We start from the raw sequence: 18,028 nt of genomic DNA on the forward strand, positions 1-18,028 counted from the left end.
GGGTTACTCTGCCGCTACCTTGGCCGCGCGACCGGCTTTCTGGGCGTGAATCCGGTCCTCGATCACGTCGCGGAAATTGCGGATCAGGCCCTGAATGGGCCATGCGGCAGCATCGCCCAAGGCGCAGATCGTGTGCCCCTCTACCTGCTTGGTCACATCCCACAACATGTCGATTTCCTCGACCTCTGCTTCGCCGCGCAACAGACGGTCCATCACACGCATCATCCAGCCCGTGCCTTCGCGGCAGGGCGTGCATTGGCCGCAGCTTTCGTGCTTGTAGAATTTCGACAAGCGCCAGATCGCCTTGATGATGTCGGTCTGCTTGTCCATGACAATCACCGCCGCCGTGCCAAGGCCAGAGCCAAGATCGTTGCGCAGATAGTCGAAATCCATGATCGCATCGCGCATCTTCTCGCCGCGCACACAAGGCACCGAACTGCCGCCGGGGATGACCGCAAGCAGATTGTCCCAGCCGCCGCGAATGCCGCCGCAATGCTTCTCTATCAGCTCCTCGAAACTGATCGACATCGCCTCTTCCACCACGCAGGGGCGGTTGACATGGCCAGAAATGGCAAACAGCTTGGTGCCCGCGTTATTGGGCCGCCCGAAGCCTGCGAACCACGCGCCGCCACGGCGCAGGATCGTGGGCACAACGGCAATCGATTCCACATTGTTTACAGTGGTCGGGCACCCGTAAAGGCCCGCGCCCGCCGGAAACGGCGGCTTCATGCGCGGCATGCCTTTCTTGCCCTCAAGGCTTTCCAGAAGTGCGGTTTCCTCGCCGCAAATATAGGCGCCCGCGCCGTGATGCAGATACAGGTCGAAATCCCAGCCAGAGCCGCAGGCATTGGGGCCTAGCAGACCCGCCTCATAGGCTTCGTCAATGGCGTTTTGCAGGGCTTCTTTCTCGCGGATATATTCGCCGCGAATATAGATGTAGCAGGCATGCGCCTGCATGGCGAAACTGGCAATCAGGCAGCCTTCGATCAGCGTATGCGGGTCGTGGCGCATGATCTCGCGGTCTTTGCAGGTGCCCGGTTCCGATTCGTCGGCATTGACCACCAGATAGGAGGGGCGACCATCGCTTTCCTTGGGCATGAACGACCATTTCAGCCCTGTTGGAAAGCCAGCGCCCCCGCGCCCGCGCAGGCCCGATTGTTTCATCTCGTCGATGATCCAGTCGCGGCCCTTGTCCAGCAAGGCCTTGGTTCCGTCCCAATGCCCACGTGCCTGCGCCCCCTTGAGAGAGCGGTCATGCATTCCGTAGATATTGGTAAAGATACGATCTTTATCATCAAGCATGTGCTAACCCTTGTCTGCCAGCTATTTGCCGGCCTTTCCTTGTCGCCAGATGCGAAATGTTACAATCAGCGCCCAGCCAAATGCGGCCAGCGCCGAAAAATCTATCAAGAACGCATAGCGCGGGTCCCAGCCGAATTCGCGCCCAAGCCACACAAGCGTGACCCAAGCGACAATCGTCACCGCCATGACCACGCCAACAAGACGTGCCTGCCGTGCAAGTGCCATGTCGCGGGACGAAGGTTTCGCCATGCGTTGCCATCCTTATGCGCCGCTAGCTGCGCTTTGAAAATTCGGTCTCGCCACCATCGGCAAGAATTTTGGCCTGTTCGATCCAGCCATCGCGCGCGATCCGGCCCTTGAATTTCAAGCGCGTATCGACCCACGCAATCTCGGCCTCGCTCCAGCCCGCGATCTGCCAGTAATGCCATACCCCCAGTTCATTCAGCACGCCTTCCAGCTTGGGGCCGACGCCTTTGATCTTTTTCAGATCATCAGGCGCACCGCGCGCGGTTTTCAGCATTTCCGGCTCTGCTTCGGCCAGATCGGCGCCTTTGGCCACGGAGTCCGGCTTGGCGGTTGGTGTGGCTGTGGCTTCTTGTTTGCTGACGCCTGTTTCATCAACAGGTTTTCCGGCAGAGGGTTTCGGCTCATGCGCTTTGGCGGTTGCCTTGTCGACGCCTTGTGGCGCGGATTTTCCCTGCCAGGGTCTGATCAGCGGCACTTCGGTGCCGTCAATGCGCTTGAGCGTGTCGCCAATCCGCGTTGCCAGTGCGACAGAACCGTTCTGCGCCTCACCCGTGTAATCCTTCAGCGATGTCAGCCCGCCCAGCGGTTCTGACGCAAACCGTCCGTTTTGTGGCCCCGGTGTCGGCACCTTGCCTGCGGCCATGTCATCGAGCATTTGCGCGAAACCCTCGGCAGTCAGATCCTCGAAGTAATCCTTGCCGATCTGGGCCATGGGCGCATTGGCGCAAGCGCCCAGACATTCCACCTCTTCCCAGCTGAACTTGCCATCTGCCGACAGCATATGCGCGCGGGGTGCTATCTTTTGCTTGCACACCTCGATCAGGTTTTCGGCCCCGCAGATCATGCAGCTTGTGGTGCCGCAAATCTGGATATGCGCAACAGAGCCAACAGGTTGCAACTGGAACATAAAGTAAAATGTCGCCACTTCCAGCGCGCGGATATAGGCCATTCCCAGCATACCGGCTATATGTTCAATCGCGGGGCGGGTCAGCCAGCCTTCCTGTTCCTGTGCGCGCCAGAGCAGCGGAATGATCGCCGATGCCTGACGGCCCTCGGGGTATTTGGTAATTTGCGCCTCGGCCCAAGCCTGATTGGCAGGGGTAAAGGCGAAAGAGGCGGGTTGATCTGGGTGCAGGCGGCGCAGCATTAGCGGTCAATCTCTCCGAACACGACATCCATTGTGCCGATAATGGCGGCCACATCGGCCAGTTGGTGCCCTTTGGCGATGTAATCCATGCTTTGCAGGTGCAGATAGCCGGGCGCGCGGATTTTGGCGCGGTAGGGCCGGTTGGTGCCATCGGCCACAAGATAGACGCCGAATTCGCCCTTGGGGGCTTCGACAGCGGCATAAACTTCGCCCGCGGGCACATGGAACCCTTCGGTATAAAGTTTGAAATGGTGGATCAGCGCTTCCATCGAGGTTTTCATCTCGGCGCGGTTGGGCGGCGTGATCTTGCCGCGCGCCAGCACATCGCCCTGCCCTTCGGGTTCGCGCAGCTTGGCAATGGCCTGCAACATGATCTTGGTCGATTCGCGCATCTCGGCCATGCGGCACAAATAGCGGTCATAACAATCGCCATTCTTGCCAACGGGTATCTTGAACTCGAATTCATCATAGCATTCATAGGGCTGCGCGCGGCGCAAATCCCATGCAAAGCCCGACCCGCGCACCATGACACCGGAATAGCCCCAATCAAGAATATCCTGCTCGCTCACCACACCGATATCGGCATTGCGCTGCTTGAAGATACGGTTTTCGGTCAGCAGACCGTCAATATCATCCAGCAATTTGGGGAATTCATGCGCCCATGCCTCGATATCGTCGAGCAGCGCGGGCGGCAGATCCTGATGCACGCCGCCGGGGCGGAAATAGGCGGCATGCAGCCGCGCGCCGCAGGCACGTTCATAGAAGATCATCAGCTTCTCACGCTCTTCAAACCCCCAGAGCGGCGGCGTCAGCGCGCCCACATCCATGGCCTGTGTCGTGACATTCAGCAGATGGCTGAGGATGCGCCCAATCTCGGAATACAGCACACGAATGAGCGAGGCACGGCGCGGCACTTCCACGCCGGTCAGGCGCTCAATCGCCAGACACCATGCGTGTTCCTGATTCATCGGGGCCACATAGTCCAGCCGGTCGAAATAGGGCAGGTTTTGCAGATAGGTGCGGCTTTCCATCAGTTTTTCGGTGCCGCGATGCAGCAGCCCGATATGCGGGTCGCAGCGATCCACAATCTCGCCGTCCAGTTCCAGCACCAGCCGCAAAACACCATGCGCCGCAGGGTGTTGCGGGCCGAAGTTGATGTTGAAGTTGCGGATCTTCTGCTCGCCCGTCTGCGCGTCATTGAACCCTTTGGAGCCGTCCATCATTTCGCAGCCTCCTTCTTCTCGTCACCGGGCAGGATATATTCCGCCCCTTCCCAAGGTGACATGAAATCAAACTGCCGGTATTCCTGAACCAGTTGCACAGGCTCGTATACCACGCGCTTGAGGGCCTCATCATAGCGCACTTCGGTATAGCCGGTCGTGGGGAAATCCTTACGAAGCGGATGGCCGCGAAAGCCATAATCCGTCAGGATGCGGCGCAGATCGGGATGGCCGGAAAACAGAATGCCGAACATGTCAAACACTTCGCGCTCGAACCAGTTGGCGGAAGGGTGGATTGCTGTCAGCGATGGCGCAATCTCATCCTCGGCCACAGGCACTTTCACGCGGATGCGGTGGTTCAGATACATGGACAGGAAATGATACACCAATTCGAACCGCTTGCGCCGCCCCGGCCAGTCAATCGCGGTAATGTCTACCAGCGTCGAAAACTTCAGGCTTTCATCCTGTTGCAGATGGCGCACCATCTTGACCAGGTGAGAGGCCGTGGTGGTGATTGTCAGCTCGCCATGCGCAATCTCATGGCTGACCAGCGCATCACCCATGCGCAACTCCAGCATGGTGGCCAGTTCGTTCAATGCATCTGACATATCTGCGCCCCTTTACCTGACCAATGTGCCGGTGCGGCGAATTTTGCGCTGCAACTGCAAAATACCGTATAACAGTGCCTCTGCCGTTGGCGGGCAGCCGGGAACATAAATATCGACCGGCACGATCCGGTCACAGCCGCGCACCACCGAATAGCTGTAATGGTAGTACCCGCCGCCATTCGCACAAGACCCCATCGAAATGACGTAGCGCGGTTCCGGCATCTGGTCATAGACCTTGCGCAGCGCAGGCGCCATTTTGTTGGTCAGAGTGCCTGCCACGATCATCAGGTCCGACTGGCGCGGGCTGGCGCGGGGGGCAGTGCCGAAGCGTTCCAGATCGTAGCGCGGCATAGAGGTGTGCATCATCTCGACCGCGCAGCACGCCAGACCAAAGGTCATCCAGTGCAGCGAGCCGTTGCGCGCCCAGTTGATGATATCCTCGGTCGAGGTCAGCAAGAACCCTTTATCCTGCAATTCGCGGCTCAACCCTTGGGTTGCAACCTCGCGGTCTGCGCCAGCGGTGTTTGGCCCTGTCATCACTCCCATTCCAGCGCCCCTTTCTTCCATTCATAGGCAAAGCCCACAGTCAGAACCCCCAGAAACACCATCATCGACCAGAAACCCGTCATCGACATTTCCGAGAAGGCCACCCCCCACGGGAACAGAAACGCGATTTCCAGATCGAAAATGATGAACAAAATCGCCACAAGGTAGAAGCGGACATCAAATTTCATGCGCGCGTCATCGAAGGCGTTAAAGCCGCATTCATAGGCCGACACTTTTTCCGGGTCAGGGTTGCGCACAGCAATCACAATGGCGGACAGCAGCAAAACCAGACCAAGGGCAACAGCGATGGCAAGGAAAATCAGGATAGGCAGGTAGGATGCGAGTAGGTCTTCCACCTTTAGCTCCTTATTTCGCGCGGCATGGGAAAGCCGGTGCCGCATAATGACTGCCCCTCATCTACTCTTGAAGGTGGGTGGGGTCAACTGAACTAGAGACGAAGTTATGTGAAAATCGCGCTTGGGAATACATGTGTATACTGGCAAAAACATTTCAAATCATGAATGGACCGGCCGTTTTTGTCGTCCTAGATGAACACATCCCCAAAGCGGGGCATCAGGGCGGTTGGTGCAGGTCATATTGACCAGTCAGGTTTGCGCCGCTCGAAAAACGCAGAAATCCCTTCGCGCGCTTCGTCCCCTTCCCAGCAGGCCACCAGCTCTGCGATGGAATGATCTACCGCATCTGCCTGTATCCCTGCCCCCAGCCTTTGGGCCAGATGCTTGGCGCGGGCAACAGCATCGGGGGCACAGGCCAGATAGGGCGCTATTTCAGCGTCAATCGCACCTTCCAGCGCAGCCAAAGGCACAGCGCGCGCCAACAGGCCCAAAGTCACGGCCTCTTGCGCCTCGAAAATCCGCGCGGACATGAACACACGGCGCGCCATCGCCTCTCCCATCCGTGCCAGCACATAGGGGCCGATGGTGGCCGGAATCAGGCCCAGCCGCGTTTCTGTCAGCCCGAAAATCGCGCTCTCTACCCCGATGGCCACATCACACACCGCCATCATGCCCACACCGCCGCCAAAAGCCTGCCCCTGCACACGCCCGATCAGGGGTTTGGGCAGGCGGTTCAGCGCGCCCAGCATTGCCGCCAGCTTGCCTGCCTCCACGGCGCGCGTGGCGTTGTCGGCGCGCATCTGTTCCTGCATCCAGCCCAGATCGCCGCCTGCGCAAAAACTTTTGCCGCGCGCCCCCAAGACCACCACCCGCACCTGCGCATCTTGCGCAAGGCGTTCGGCCGCCGCTGTCAGCTCTGCAATCATCGTGGCGTTCAGCGCGTTGTGTTTCTCGGGGCGCTCCAGCGTCAGCTGCGCCACGCCGCGCGCATCTGTGGTGACCGAAATTGTCTGATACATCAGCCCTCTCCTTCGCATAACCCGCGCGCCAACTGGGCGGCTTGGGCCAATACATCCCGGTCAAGCCCTGTCTGCCAGCCCATGCCGGCCAGCCATTCATGCACGGCCTCTGTCGCCACATTCCCCGAGGCACCGGGCGCATAGGGGCACCCGCCAAGCCCCCCCACAGCCGCATCAAACACCCGCACCCCATATTCAAGCGAGGCTTCGATATTCGCCAGCGCCATGCCGCCTGTGTCGTGGTAATGCCCTGCAAGCTGGTCTGCGGGCACCTCTTCCAGCACAGCGCGCAGCATGGCGGAAATGCTATCGGGGCTGGCACGGCCGATTGTGTCGCCAAGGCTGATCTCATAGCAGCCCATCGCGCGCAGTTGTGCCGCAAGCCGCGCAACAGCGGGGGGCGGTGTCGCACCGTCAAACGGGCAATCCGTCACGCAGGAAATATAGCCGCGCACCGGAATTCCGGCCTGTGCGGCGGCCTGCATGACAGGGGCGAAGCGCTGCAAACTCTCCTCAATCGCGCAATTCAGATTGGCCCTGCTGAACCCTTCCGAGGCAGAGGCGAAGACCGCCACCTCATCGGCGCGCGCCGCCCTTGCCGCCTCCAGCCCGATCAGATTGGGGGTCAGGGCAGCATAGCGCACGCCTGCCGCGCGCGTGATCTGGCGCAAGACATCCCCCGAATCCGCCATTTGCGGCACCCATTTCGGGCTGACGAAACTTGCCACCTCGATCCGGCGAAAGCCCGCGCGGCTCAGGCAATCGACCAGCGCCACTTTGTCTTGGGTTGCAATGAAACGCTTTTCATTCTGCAACCCGTCGCGCGGTCCAACCTCGAATATCTCGACCTTGCTCATGTGCTGGCCCCTTCAGGTGGGGGGTAGAACGCGCGCGTATAAATTTCCGCCGCACCATCCTGTGCCACAGCGCGCTGAAACCCCGGCCTTGCCTGACAGGCTTCCAGATAGGCCGCAGCCTTTGGGGGGATTGCAACAAAGCGCTGCGCCAGCAAAACCGCATAACCCGTGGCGATATCGGCCACGGTGAACGCGCCAGCGGCCCAGTCCGGCCCCACCGCGCGCAGCGCCGCTGCAAGCCGCATTGCTTCCAGCCGCATCACTGTGTCGGACCGCATCGCGGCATCGCGCAACACAATGTGATGCTGCGTCAAATTTGCCAGATGCGCGCCCAGAGTTTCGGCATAATGCAAGGCTTGCAGGAATTGCGCCCGCCCCACCGCGCCTTCCGCCACCCGCAAATGCGGCGCGCGCGTCTCGGCCAGATAGTGCAGGATCGCGCCACTCTCACAGATCTCGACCCCGTCAATCGCCAGCGCGGGCACACGACCGGCAGGCGCGCGGGCAAGATGCTCTGGCGCGCGCAAGGATTTGTCAAAGAACGAACACCGGACCAGATCGTATTCAAGGCCCATCTCTTCCAGCGCCCAAAGCACTCGGAACGACCGCGACTGCGCGACATGCCAAAGCCGGATCATGCCCCGCCCCCATTTTCTTGCCAGAAATACTCACTGCAACGCAGGCCACCCCGTGCCACGCCAAGGGGCGCGCGCCCACTCATGCCTCATCCTCCAGCCGGACAAGGGCGGCACCCGCCTCGACCTGCGCGCCCGCATGGGTCAACACCTCTGCAACAGTTCCCGCACGCGCCGCCGTCAGGGTGTGTTCCATCTTCATCGCCTCCAGAATGGCCAGCCTTGCGCCATGCTCTACCCTGTCACCGGCTGCGACAAACACCGCTTTCACCAGCCCCGGCATCGGGGCCAGCACCACGTCCGCACCCGCATCAATCCCGCGGTCACGCACCAGCGGATCGCGCAGCGTGAACAGCTGCGGCGCGGCCCCGAACAGCGTGATCCGTCCGCCCGTACATATACCGCGCACCAGTTCCGGCGCCCCTTCGACCCGCAGCCCCCCATCGGCTGCGTGGACTGATACCTCTTGCCCGTTCACCTGCACCCGCGCGCGCATGGGGCAGGTCACTGCAATGCGCAGATTATCCACCCCTTCCAGCGCAACATCCTGCCAGATCGGCCCGCCCAAGGTGAAGCCCGCCAAAGGGTCGGTCAGCTGTGGCAGATCAATCGCCAGCGCTGCGGCGGCGGCAATCTGCCATACCTCAGCTTCTGCAACATGGCTTAACACGTCAATGTCGCGCGCAATCAGGCCAGTATCCACGCAGCCCGCGCGAAACCCCTGATGGCGCGTCAACGCGCCCAGAAAGGCCAGATTGGTCACGGTGCCTGCGACTTCTGTCGCAGCCAATGCCGCCTCCAGCCGTTTTAACGCCACTGCGCGGGTCGGGCCATGGGTGACAATCTTGGCGATCATGGGATCATACCATGGGCTGATCTGGTCTCCTGTCTGTACGCCTGTGTCACTGCGCGCAGAAGCGCTGAAGCGCAGATGATCCAGCCGTCCTGTTGCGGGCAAAAACCCTGCTGGCACATCCTCGGCATATAGGCGCGCCTCGAATGCATGGCCTGTGATTGATAGCGCCTGCTGGGACAAGGGCAATCCCTCACCGGCTGCGACGCGCAACTGCCACTCCACCAGATCAACCCCGGTGATGGCTTCGGTCACGGGGTGTTCCACCTGCAAGCGCGTGTTCATTTCCATGAACCAGAACCCGTCGGGGCGCAGGCCGCGCGCGCCATCGACAATGAATTCCACTGTGCCTGCCCCCTTGTAGCCGATGGCCTGTGCCGCAAGCACTGCCGCCTGCCCCATGGCCGCGCGCATCTCGGCGGTCATGCCCGGCGCGGGCGCTTCCTCGATGACTTTCTGATGGCGGCGCTGAAGCGAGCAGTCGCGCTCGAACAGATGGACGGCGTCGACCCCGTCGCCAAACACCTGTATCTCGATATGGCGGGGTTTGAGGATGAATTTCTCGACCAGAACCGCGTCATTGCCAAAGGCGGTTGCGGCCTCGCCCTTGGCGCTGTCCAGTGCCTGCATGAAATCCGCAGGTGTCTCGACCAGCCGCATCCCCTTGCCGCCCCCCCCCGCGACTGCCTTGATCAGGACTGGGTAGCCAATGGCATCGGCCGCACCCGCCAGATGCTCGGGGTCCTGATTGGCCCCATGATAGCCCGGCACCACTGGCACGCCCGCATCCTGCATCAGCGCTTTGGCGGCATCTTTCAAACCCATCGCGCGGATCGCGCTGACGGAGGGGCCAATGAACACCAGCCCCGCCCCTTCGACCGCTGCGACGAAATCGGGGTTTTCCGACAAGAAGCCATAGCCCGGATGGATTGCCTGCGCGCCGCTGTCCAATGCCGCCTGAATAATGGTATCGGCGCGCAGATAACTGTCGCGCGGCGCAGGCCCGCCGATGGCCACGGCCTGATCGGCAAGGGCCACATGCAACGCACCTGCATCGGCCTGCGAGTAGACAGCCACGCTTTTCACGCCAAGCTTGCGTGCAGAGCGGATGATGCGGCAGGCAATCTCGCCGCGATTGGCAATCAGGATCTTGTCGAACATGGTCGCATTTCCCTTGGTCAGCGCCGGGGGGCCAGCCCCCCGGACCCCCCGGAGTATTTTAGGCAAGAAAATGCAGGCGGGGTCATTTTCTTGCTACAAATACTCCCGCCGGAGGCGTGAAATCGTGCTACATTCGGAACAATCCGAAGCGGGTTTCTTCAATCGGGGCGTTCAACGCAGCCGAGAGCGACAGGGCCAGCGTTTCGCGGGTGCGGCGCGGGTCGATAATGCCATCATCCCATAGCCGGGCCGAGGCATAGAGCGGGTGGGACTGGCGCTCGAACATCTCGATTGTGGGGCGTTTGAAGTCGTCTTCGGCTTGCGCGCTCCAACTGTCGCCCGCCCGCTCGATCGCGTCGCGTTTGACGGTGGCCAGCACCCCTGCCGCCTGCGCGCCCCCCATGACCGAGATGCGACTATTGGGCCATGTCCAGAGAAACCGGGGCGAATAGGCGCGCCCTGCCATGCCGTAATTGCCTGCGCCAAAGCTGCCGCCCACAAGCAGCGTGATTTTGGGCACGGATGAAGTGGCCACTGCCGTGACCATCTTGGCCCCGTGGCGCGCGATGCCTTCATTCTCGTATTTGCGGCCCACCATGAAGCCGGTGATATTTTGCAAAAATACCAGCGGGATGCGGCGCTGGCTGCACAACTGGATGAAATGCGCGCCTTTGGTGGCGCTTTCGGAAAACAGCACGCCATTATTGGCCACGATCCCGACAGGGCAGCCCATGACATGGGCAAAGCCTGTGACCAGCGTTTCGCCAAAGCGCGGTTTGAATTCGTCAAAGCGCGAGCCATCCACCACGCGGGCGATCACTTCGCGGATGTCATAGGGGGTGCGCAGATCGGCAGGGACCACGCCGAATATCTCGTTTGGGTCGTAGGCAGGGTCTTCGGGGGTTTGCCATTGCACAGGGCTTGGTTTGGCGCGGTTGAGGTGGCTGACCGCGCGGCGCGCCAGCGCCAGTGCATGGGCGTCATCCTCGGCCAGATAATCTGCCACGCCCGACAGGCGCGTATGCACGTCCCCCCCGCCCAGATCTTCGGCGCTGACCACCTCGCCTGTGGCGGCCTTGACCAGCGGCGGGCCGGCCAGAAAGATCGTACCTTGGTCGCGCACGATGATGGTCACGTCTGACATGGCAGGCACATAGGCCCCGCCTGCGGTGCAAGACCCCATGACAACCGCGATCTGCGCGATCCCTTTGGCCGACATTTGCGCCTGATTGTAGAATATACGGCCGAAATGGTCGCGGTCGGGGAACACCTCGTCCTGATTGGGCAGGTTCGCGCCGCCGCTATCGACCAGATAGATGCAGGGCAGATGGTTTGCTTCGGCAATTTCCTGCGCGCGCAGGTGTTTCTTGACGGTCATCGGGTAATAGGTGCCGCCCTTCACAGTGGCGTCGTTGCAGATGATCATGCAATCCTGCCCCGAGACGCGCCCGATGCCCGCGATCACCCCTGCGCAGGGGGCAGCGCCCTCATACAGGCCGTGGGCGGCGAATGTGCCGATTTCCAGAAAGGGCGATCCCGCATCGAGCAGGTTTGCCACGCGGTCGCGGGGCAGCATCTTGCCGCGGGACATGTGGCGTGCGCGGGCTTTCTCGCCGCCGCCTGCATGGGCGATGGCCTGCGCGGCCTCGATCTCGGCCAAGGCGGATTGATGGGCCAGTGTATTGGCGCGGAACTGCTCTGACCCGGTCAGAATGGAAGATGTAAGTTTCATGCGCCCCCCTGCTTTCGATGGCCGCGCCTTAGCGCGCCCCCTCATGGACCGACCAAAGATAGACTGTCTGCTCGCCCGTCATCTGCATCGCACAGCCCAGATAGGCCGGGCTGGCCCCTGTGCCGCCATGCCACTGTGCGGCCTCGAAGCTGCATCTGGCATCGCGAAAGCCGATCCAGCCGCGCTGCATGTCGCGCAACCCTTCGGCCAGCGGCAGTGCTGCATGCGGGCGCGACTGGTCCTGCGTGGCAAGTTCCGTGCGCAGTGTCTGATATGCCGCGTTCAGTTTGCTGTCCCAAAATGTCAGCTCTGCATCCAGACAAAAGCCCATGCCCAGCGTGGTTTCCCCCATGGGCTGCGCCATGCAGGCATAGGCCGCCCTGCCGATGCAGTCATACGCCTGCGCGCCATCGGTAATTCCGGCCAGACAGGTTTCGGTTGGCGCAGGATCAAACGCCATCTCCTGTGCAGCCACAGGCAGGGCTAGGCAGGCGGCAAGGGGAACAGCAAAACGCATCGGACACTCCGGTGAGAGGGACTTGGGAAAGCCTAGCGCATCGCGCCCATCAATTCACGCCCCACCAGCATACGCCGGATTTCCGAGGTGCCCGCGCCGATTTCCATCAGCTTCGCATCGCGGAACAGGCGGCTGACAGCGGAATCGTTCATGAAGCCTGCGCCCCCCATGGCCTGCACCGCCTGATGGGCCTGTTTCATCGCCTCTTCCGAGGCATAGAGCACACAGGCCGCCGCATCGGCGCGGGTTACCGCGCCACGGTCGCAGGCTTTCGCCACCTCATAGACATAGGCGCGGGCGGAATTCATGGCCGTGTACATATCGGCAATCTTGCCCTGCATCAGCTGGAAACTGCCAATGGGCTGGCCAAACTGGTGGCGGTCGCGCAGATAGGGCATGATTTCATCCAAGCAAGCCGCCATAATGCCCGTGCCGATGCCAGAGAGCACCACGCGTTCATAATCCAGCCCCGACATAAGCACGCGCACGCCCTGCCCTTCGGCACCCAGAACATTCTCGAACGGGACTTCGACATCTTCAAACACCAGCTCTGCCGTGTTGGACCCACGCATGCCCAGCTTGTCGAAATGCGGCGAGGTGGAGAAGCCATGCATCGACTTTTCAATCAGAAAGGCCGTGATCCCTTTCGAGCCTGCCGCCGCATCGGTCTTGGCATAGACGACCAGCACATCGGCATCGGGGCCGTTGGTGATCCAGTATTTGGTGCCGTTCAGGATGTAGCGGTCGTTTTTCTTGTCTGCACGCAGCTTCATGCCCACGACATCCGACCCCGCGCCCGCCTCTGACATGGCCAGAGCGCCGACATGTTCGCCCGAGATCAGCCCCGGCAAATAGCGCGCGCGCTGGTCATCCGTGCCATTCAGCTTGATCTGGTTCACACACAGATTGCTATGCGCCCCGTATGACAGCGAGACAGAGGCAGAGGCGCGCGCAATTTCTTCAACCGCGATGACATGGGCCAGATAGCCCATTCCAGCGCCGCCCATTTCCTCTGGCACAGTGATGCCCAGCAGGCCCAAGTCGCCCATTTCGCGCCACAGCTCGTTTGGAAAGGTGTTGCTGCGGTCAATCTCGGCGGCCATCGGCTTGACACGCTCTTGCGCCCAGCGATGTACCATCTCGCGTAGGGCATTCACATCCTCGCCCAGATCGAATGTCATAGATGCGGTGAACATTGCGTCACTCCTCCCAAACTGAACGCTTGTTCATTTAATAGGCGCAAGCGGTCCCTTGCGTCAAATGAAATCTGGCGCTGCGGTTGCGCTTGGGCCAAGTTGCGCGCATTCTGCTGCAAACACACACAAGAGGACCGCATGAGCGCGCGCAAGATCATTATCGATACCGACCCCGGCCAGGACGATGCCGTAGCCATATTGCTGGCGCTTGCCTCGCCCGAGGTGGAACTTCTGGGGATCAGTTGCGTGGCGGGCAATGTTCCGCTGGCGCTGACCGCGAAGAATGCGCGGATTGTGTGCGAATTGGCAGGCAGGCCAGAGATGCGCGTCTTTGCAGGATGTGACCGGCCCATTGCCCGCCCGCTGGTGACGGCGGAACATGTGCATGGCAAGACGGGCTTGGACGGGATCGACCTACCAGACCCGACAATGCCGCTGCAAGACCAGCATTCGGTTGATTTCATTATCGAAACATTGCGCACAGAAGATGCAGGCACGGTCACCCTCTGCCCCATCGGGCCACTGACCAATATTGCCACCGCGATGGAACGCGCGCCCGACATTATTCCGCGCATTCAGGAAATCGTGCTGATGGGCGGCGCGTATTTCGAGGTGGGCAATATTACCCCCACTGCCGAATTCAACATCTATGTGGACCCAGAGGCCGCGAAGATCGTCTTTGGCGCGGGCGTGCCGCTGACAGTGATGCCGCTGGATGTGACGCATAAAGCCCTGACCACCCGCGCACGGGTCGAGGCGTTTCGCGCATTGCCCGGACGCGTGGGGCCAGCCGTGGCCAGCTGGACCGATTTCTTTGAACGCTATGACAAGGAAAAATACGGATCAGAAGGCGCGCCGCTGCATGACCCCTGCACCATCGCCTATCTGATCCAGCCCGACTTGTTCTCGGGGCGCCATATCAATGTCGAGATCGAGACGGGATCAGAGCTGACACTTGGCATGACAGTTGCCGACTGGTGGCGCGTGACCAAACGGCCCGCCAATGCGCAATTCATCGGCGATCTGGATGCAGACGGGTTCTTTGCCTTGCTGACAGAGCGGCTGGGCCGGTTGTGAGGGCACCGATTCAGGCCACAGCAAGGGACGCCGCTTGAAAATCACCCTGAAACAACTGCTGTATTTCCGCGCGCTGGCAGAGGCGCGCAATTTCGGGCGCGCGGCGGAACTGGCAAATGTGACCCAGCCTGCCCTGTCCATGCAGATCAAGGAATTGGAGGGTATTCTTGGCGTCAGGCTGGTGGAACGCTTGCCGCGTGATGTGCGCCTGACCCGAGAGGGGCGCGCTGTGCTGGAGCGCGCAGAGCGCGTTCTGGCCGAAGCGATGGAACTGGAAGCGACCGCGCATCATGAAAATCTGGGGGCCGCGCTGAATGTCGGGATGATCCCGACCGTGGCCCCCTATCTGCTGGCGGGCACATTGGCGCGGCTGCGCGCCGCAGATATTACCCGCGAATTGCGCCTGCGCGAGGCGCAGACAACCGATCTGCTGCTGGCGCTGCGCGATGGCCGGCTGGATGCGGTTGTGCTGGCAGACCCGCCGCGCGCGCCCGACCTGTTTGCGGCCCCCTTGTTCGAGGATCGCTTTGTGCTTGCAGGATCGAAAGCGCGGCTTGCGGCCTTGGGGGCCACATCGGAAGTGTTGCGCCCGATGGCGTTGCGGCCTGAACACCTGTTGTTGCTGGACGAAGGGCATTGCCTTGCAGATCAGGCGCTGGATGTGTGCAGGCTGGACCGCCGCCAGACGCGGCTGGATTTGGGCGCATCCTCCATGGCCACGCTGTGCGGACTGGTGGCGCAGGGTTTCGGGCTGACATTCCTGCCTGAAATCGCGCTGCCAGCCGAAGCGGCGGCGGCCCCTGACATGCGCCTGCGACGATTCGAAGCGCCAGAGCCTGCGCGCCAGCTTGCGCTTGTGCGCAGACAGGCCAGCGAGGGGGGCGCGTGGTTCGATGACCTGCACAGCCATCTATGCGCTGCCGGTCAGGAGTTGCTGAACCGCGCCCGCGCTGTCGCGCCCACATCATAGCCCCCGCCCCGCCCGCTTGGCAGCTGTCATGCCTGGAGTGCATGGCGGCCTTTCATCCAGGGCGTTGTTTTTCACACGGACTGGGGCTATGTCACCAATAGCCAAAGTCCTATGGAGGGGAAGCCTTGCGCGACTTGAAACTGCCCGAACAGCGCCATCCCGAAAAAGCCCGTCGCCCTGTGCAGGCCCAGCCCAAGAAACCCGACTGGATTCGCGTCAAGGCCCCCGGTGGCGCAGGCTATGCCGAAACGCACCGCATCATGCGCGAACACAAGCTGACAACCGTTTGCGAAGAAGCGGGTTGCCCCAATGTGGGCGAATGCTGGTCGCAAGGCCATGCCACCATGATGATCATGGGCGAGATCTGCACCCGTGGCTGCACCTTTTGCAATGTCGCCACCGGCAAGCCGCAGGATCTGGACACGTTCGAGCCGGGACGCGTGGCCCATGCGGTCGAGAAACTGGGGCTGAAACATGTGGTCATCACATCAGTGGACCGCGATGATCTGGACGATGGCGGGGCCGAGCATTTCGCCCAGACCATCCGCGCTGTGCGCCACCGCAGCCCCGAGACCACTATTGAGATTCTGACCCCCGATTTCCTGAAATGCGCCCCCTCGGTGCTGGAAGCGGTGGTTGCGGCGAAACCGGATGTGTTCAACCACAATCTGGAAACCGTACCGGGCCTGTACCCCGAAGTGCGCCCCGGCGCGCGCTATTTCCACAGCCTGCGCCTGTTGCAGCGGGTGAAGGAGCTGGACCCCACGATGTTTACCAAATCCGGCATCATGGTGGGTTTGGGCGAAGACCGGCAAGGCGTGCAGCAGGTTATGGACGATATGCGCGCGGCGGATGTGGATTTCATTACCATCGGCCAATACCTGCAACCCACCCCGCGCCACCACCGCGTGGACCGCTTTGTGACGCCGGACGAGTTTAAAGCCTATGAAAAAGCGGCATGGGGCAAAGGGTTTTTGATGGTATCCGCCACGCCCCTGACACGGTCCAGCTATCACGCGGGCGATGATTTCGCGCGGCTGCGCGCGGCGCGGCTGGCACAGGTGGCGGGCGCGTAACTGTACCTGTCGTGCGGGCAGTCCCTCTGCGGGAGCCTCCGGCGGGAGTATTTCCAGCAAGAAAATGATGGCGGGGATTGGCATTCTGAAAGGGGTGCATTTCCCGCCACGCGCCGCTAAGACAAGGCCAGAGCCGATTCAGGAGTGTGCTTCATGAGCTTTTCACGCGCGATCAAGATTGCCCCGTCCATCCTTGCTGCGGATTTCGCCAATTTCGGCGCGGAATGCCGCGCGGTTGAGGATCAGGGCGCGGATTGGGTGCATGTCGATGTGATGGACGGGCATTTTGTGCCCAATATTACCTTTGGCCCTGCAACCTGTGCCGCCATCCGCCCGCATATTCGCGGTGTGATGGATGTGCATCTGATGATCGCGCCGGTGGATATGTATATCGAGGGGTTTGCGAAAGCAGGCGCCGATATCATCACGGCGCATATCGAGGCCGGACCGCATATTCACCGTACCTTGCAGGCCATTCGTGCCAGCGGCGCGAAAGCGGGTCTGGCGATCAATCCGGGCACAGGGCTGGACGGGGTGGAAAACCTGCTGGATATGATTGATCTGGTCTGTGTCATGACGGTGAACCCCGGCTTTGGCGGGCAGAATTTCATTGATATGACCGACAAGGTGCAGCGCCTGCGCGCATTGATCGGGGCGCGGCCCATCCATATCGAGATTGATGGCGGCATGACGCCGCAGACAGCGCCCCTGATGGCGCGCGCCGGGGCGGATGTGCTGGTCGCAGGATCGGCGGTGTTCAAGGGCGGCTCGGTTGCGAACCCTGCGCCCTATGGCGAAAACATCCGTGCGATCCGCGCCGCCGCCGAAGCTGCCACTGGCGTGGCCGTCTGATGCGCGCGGTTGTGTTCGATCTCGATGGCACGCTGATCGATTCTGCGCCCGATATCTGGCACGCGGCCAATGCTGTGCTGCAAGGCGAAGGGCTGCCGCTGGTCACGTTCGAGCAATCGCGCGGATTTATCGGGCGCGGCGCGCGGGTATTTGTCGAGCGGATGGAGCTTGCGGTTACGGGCAGCAACGAGGCGGCGCGCACAGATCATCTGCATGCGCGGTTTTTGCATTTCTATGAACGCGCACATGAGAATACGCGCATCTACCCCTATGCCGCCGAGGCGCTGGAGGGTCTGCGCGGGCGCGGGCTGCGGCTGGGCTTGTGCACCAACAAGCCTTTTGGCCCGACACGGGCCGTGTTGGAGCATCTGGGCTGGTCAGGGTTTTTTGATGTGGTGATCGGCGGCGACACATTGCCGGTTGCGAAACCCGACCCAGCACCCTTGCTGGAAGTTCTGGCGCGCATGGAGATGGGTGTGTCCGACATCGCCTATATTGGCGACAGCGAAACCGATGCCGAAACCGCAGAGCGCGCGGGCGCGCGCTTTGGCCTATATACCGAAGGCTACCGCAAGGGCGCGCCAGAGAGTTTGTTCCACCATTTCCTGTTCAATGATTACCGCCATCTGCCCGATCGTCTGGCAGAGTTAAGCTGAGA

Annotated in this window: 19 protein-coding genes; 5 read left to right on the plus strand and 14 right to left on the minus strand. The window is 61.4% G+C overall.

What is annotated here, in order from left to right; genetic code table 11:
* Positions 1–3: 3 nt before the first annotated feature.
* From nuoF to BG455_RS05470, 14 genes are all read right to left on the minus strand, one after another.
* The gene (nuoF, locus tag BG455_RS05405; RefSeq protein ID WP_071468939.1) at positions 4–1,302 is read right to left on the minus strand and encodes an NADH-quinone oxidoreductase subunit NuoF; all 1,299 of its coding nucleotides are present in this window, start codon (positions 1,300–1,302) and stop codon (positions 4–6) included.
* A 21-nt stretch (positions 1,303–1,323) separates the two neighbouring features.
* Positions 1,324–1,551: a DUF5337 domain-containing protein gene (locus tag BG455_RS05410; protein ID WP_071468940.1), complete on the minus strand. Its 228-nt coding sequence runs from the start codon at positions 1,549–1,551 to the stop codon at positions 1,324–1,326.
* A gap of 22 nt (positions 1,552–1,573) precedes the next feature.
* A complete protein-coding gene (locus BG455_RS05415) occupies positions 1,574–2,695 on the minus strand; it encodes an NADH-quinone oxidoreductase subunit E (RefSeq protein ID WP_071468941.1) in 1,122 nt (373 codons plus the stop codon).
* A complete protein-coding gene (locus tag BG455_RS05420; RefSeq protein ID WP_071468942.1) occupies positions 2,695–3,918 on the minus strand; it encodes an NADH-quinone oxidoreductase subunit D in 1,224 nt (407 codons plus the stop codon). The genes BG455_RS05415 and BG455_RS05420 overlap by 1 nt, the downstream gene beginning before the upstream one ends.
* Positions 3,915–4,523: an NADH-quinone oxidoreductase subunit C gene (locus BG455_RS05425; protein WP_071468943.1), complete on the minus strand. Its 609-nt coding sequence runs from the start codon at positions 4,521–4,523 to the stop codon at positions 3,915–3,917. The genes BG455_RS05420 and BG455_RS05425 overlap by 4 nt, the downstream gene beginning before the upstream one ends.
* A gap of 12 nt (positions 4,524–4,535) precedes the next feature.
* The gene (locus BG455_RS05430) at positions 4,536–5,069 is read right to left on the minus strand and encodes a NuoB/complex I 20 kDa subunit family protein (protein ID WP_177190872.1); all 534 of its coding nucleotides are present in this window, start codon (positions 5,067–5,069) and stop codon (positions 4,536–4,538) included.
* Positions 5,060–5,470, minus strand: coding sequence for an NADH-quinone oxidoreductase subunit A (locus BG455_RS05435; protein ID WP_425438716.1), 411 nt, complete (start codon positions 5,468–5,470; stop codon positions 5,060–5,062). The genes BG455_RS05430 and BG455_RS05435 overlap by 10 nt, the downstream gene beginning before the upstream one ends.
* A 191-nt stretch (positions 5,471–5,661) precedes the next feature.
* Positions 5,662–6,444, minus strand: coding sequence for a crotonase/enoyl-CoA hydratase family protein (locus tag BG455_RS05440; RefSeq protein WP_071468945.1), 783 nt, complete (start codon positions 6,442–6,444; stop codon positions 5,662–5,664).
* Positions 6,444–7,301 (minus strand): hydroxymethylglutaryl-CoA lyase, encoded by an 858-nt coding sequence (locus tag BG455_RS05445; protein WP_071468946.1) that lies wholly within the window; start codon positions 7,299–7,301, stop codon positions 6,444–6,446. Before BG455_RS05445 ends, BG455_RS05440 begins: the two co-directional genes overlap by 1 nt.
* Entirely contained in the window at positions 7,298–7,939 is a 642-nt protein-coding gene (locus BG455_RS05450; RefSeq protein WP_071468947.1) for a glutathione S-transferase family protein, read from the minus strand. Before BG455_RS05450 ends, BG455_RS05445 begins: the two co-directional genes overlap by 4 nt.
* A 79-nt stretch (positions 7,940–8,018) precedes the next feature.
* Entirely contained in the window at positions 8,019–9,950 is a 1,932-nt protein-coding gene (locus tag BG455_RS05455) for an ATP-binding protein (protein ID WP_071468948.1), read from the minus strand.
* A 127-nt stretch (positions 9,951–10,077) separates the two neighbouring features.
* The gene (locus BG455_RS05460) at positions 10,078–11,682 is read right to left on the minus strand and encodes a carboxyl transferase domain-containing protein (protein WP_071468949.1); all 1,605 of its coding nucleotides are present in this window, start codon (positions 11,680–11,682) and stop codon (positions 10,078–10,080) included.
* 28 nt (positions 11,683–11,710) lie between these two features.
* On the minus strand, positions 11,711–12,199 hold the full coding sequence (locus BG455_RS05465; RefSeq protein WP_071468950.1) for a lysozyme inhibitor LprI family protein: 489 nt from the start codon (positions 12,197–12,199) through the stop codon (positions 11,711–11,713).
* A gap of 32 nt (positions 12,200–12,231) precedes the next feature.
* The gene (locus BG455_RS05470; protein ID WP_071468951.1) at positions 12,232–13,395 is read right to left on the minus strand and encodes an isovaleryl-CoA dehydrogenase; all 1,164 of its coding nucleotides are present in this window, start codon (positions 13,393–13,395) and stop codon (positions 12,232–12,234) included.
* Positions 13,396–13,533: 138 nt separating this feature from the next.
* Between BG455_RS05470 and BG455_RS05475 the strand changes: the two genes are divergently transcribed.
* From BG455_RS05475 to gph, 5 genes are all read left to right on the plus strand, one after another.
* Positions 13,534–14,472: a nucleoside hydrolase gene (locus BG455_RS05475; RefSeq protein ID WP_071468952.1), complete on the plus strand. Its 939-nt coding sequence runs from the start codon at positions 13,534–13,536 to the stop codon at positions 14,470–14,472.
* A 34-nt stretch (positions 14,473–14,506) separates the two neighbouring features.
* Positions 14,507–15,442 (plus strand): hydrogen peroxide-inducible genes activator, encoded by a 936-nt coding sequence (locus tag BG455_RS05480; protein ID WP_071468953.1) that lies wholly within the window; start codon positions 14,507–14,509, stop codon positions 15,440–15,442.
* Positions 15,443–15,567: 125 nt separating this feature from the next.
* On the plus strand, positions 15,568–16,518 hold the full coding sequence (gene lipA / locus BG455_RS05485) for a lipoyl synthase (protein WP_071468954.1): 951 nt from the start codon (positions 15,568–15,570) through the stop codon (positions 16,516–16,518).
* 153 nt (positions 16,519–16,671) lie between these two features.
* A complete protein-coding gene (gene rpe / locus BG455_RS05490; protein ID WP_071468955.1) occupies positions 16,672–17,370 on the plus strand; it encodes a ribulose-phosphate 3-epimerase in 699 nt (232 codons plus the stop codon).
* Positions 17,370–18,026, plus strand: a complete 657-nt coding sequence (gene gph, locus BG455_RS05495) for a phosphoglycolate phosphatase (protein ID WP_084386142.1) — start codon at positions 17,370–17,372, stop codon at positions 18,024–18,026. The genes rpe and gph overlap by 1 nt, the downstream gene beginning before the upstream one ends.
* The last annotated feature ends 2 nt before the right edge of the window (positions 18,027–18,028 follow it).

It is taken from the genome of Roseinatronobacter thiooxidans (assembly GCF_001870675.1).
In the GTDB taxonomy this organism is placed as follows: Bacteria; Pseudomonadota; Alphaproteobacteria; order Rhodobacterales; family Rhodobacteraceae; genus Roseinatronobacter; species Roseinatronobacter thiooxidans.

What these genes read in the sequence shown, in the direction of transcription:
- nuoF (WP_071468939.1), bottom strand. Translation starts at nt 1,302, where the DNA reads ATGCTTGATGATAAAGATCGTATCTTTACCAATATCTACGGAATGCAT.
- BG455_RS05410 (WP_071468940.1), bottom strand. Translation starts at nt 1,551, where the DNA reads ATGGCGAAACCTTCGTCCCGCGACATGGCACTTGCACGGCAGGCACGT.
- BG455_RS05415 (WP_071468941.1), bottom strand. Translation starts at nt 2,695, where the DNA reads ATGCTGCGCCGCCTGCACCCAGATCAACCCGCCTCTTTCGCCTTTACC.
- BG455_RS05420 (WP_071468942.1), bottom strand. Translation starts at nt 3,918, where the DNA reads ATGATGGACGGCTCCAAAGGGTTCAATGACGCGCAGACGGGCGAGCAG.
- BG455_RS05425 (WP_071468943.1), bottom strand. Translation starts at nt 4,523, where the DNA reads ATGTCAGATGCATTGAACGAACTGGCCACCATGCTGGAGTTGCGCATG.
- BG455_RS05430 (WP_177190872.1), bottom strand. Translation starts at nt 5,069, where the DNA reads ATGGGAGTGATGACAGGGCCAAACACCGCTGGCGCAGACCGCGAGGTT.
- BG455_RS05435 (WP_425438716.1), bottom strand. Translation starts at nt 5,470, where the DNA reads ATGCGGCACCGGCTTTCCCATGCCGCGCGAAATAAGGAGCTAAAGGTG.
- BG455_RS05440 (WP_071468945.1), bottom strand. Translation starts at nt 6,444, where the DNA reads ATGTATCAGACAATTTCGGTCACCACAGATGCGCGCGGCGTGGCGCAG.
- BG455_RS05445 (WP_071468946.1), bottom strand. Translation starts at nt 7,301, where the DNA reads ATGAGCAAGGTCGAGATATTCGAGGTTGGACCGCGCGACGGGTTGCAG.
- BG455_RS05450 (WP_071468947.1), bottom strand. Translation starts at nt 7,939, where the DNA reads ATGATCCGGCTTTGGCATGTCGCGCAGTCGCGGTCGTTCCGAGTGCTT.
- BG455_RS05455 (WP_071468948.1), bottom strand. Translation starts at nt 9,950, where the DNA reads ATGTTCGACAAGATCCTGATTGCCAATCGCGGCGAGATTGCCTGCCGC.
- BG455_RS05460 (WP_071468949.1), bottom strand. Translation starts at nt 11,682, where the DNA reads ATGAAACTTACATCTTCCATTCTGACCGGGTCAGAGCAGTTCCGCGCC.
- BG455_RS05465 (WP_071468950.1), bottom strand. Translation starts at nt 12,199, where the DNA reads ATGCGTTTTGCTGTTCCCCTTGCCGCCTGCCTAGCCCTGCCTGTGGCT.
- BG455_RS05470 (WP_071468951.1), bottom strand. Translation starts at nt 13,395, where the DNA reads ATGTTCACCGCATCTATGACATTCGATCTGGGCGAGGATGTGAATGCC.
- BG455_RS05475 (WP_071468952.1), top strand. Translation starts at nt 13,534, where the DNA reads ATGAGCGCGCGCAAGATCATTATCGATACCGACCCCGGCCAGGACGAT.
- rpe (WP_071468955.1), top strand. Translation starts at nt 16,672, where the DNA reads ATGAGCTTTTCACGCGCGATCAAGATTGCCCCGTCCATCCTTGCTGCG.
- gph (WP_084386142.1), top strand. Translation starts at nt 17,370, where the DNA reads ATGCGCGCGGTTGTGTTCGATCTCGATGGCACGCTGATCGATTCTGCG.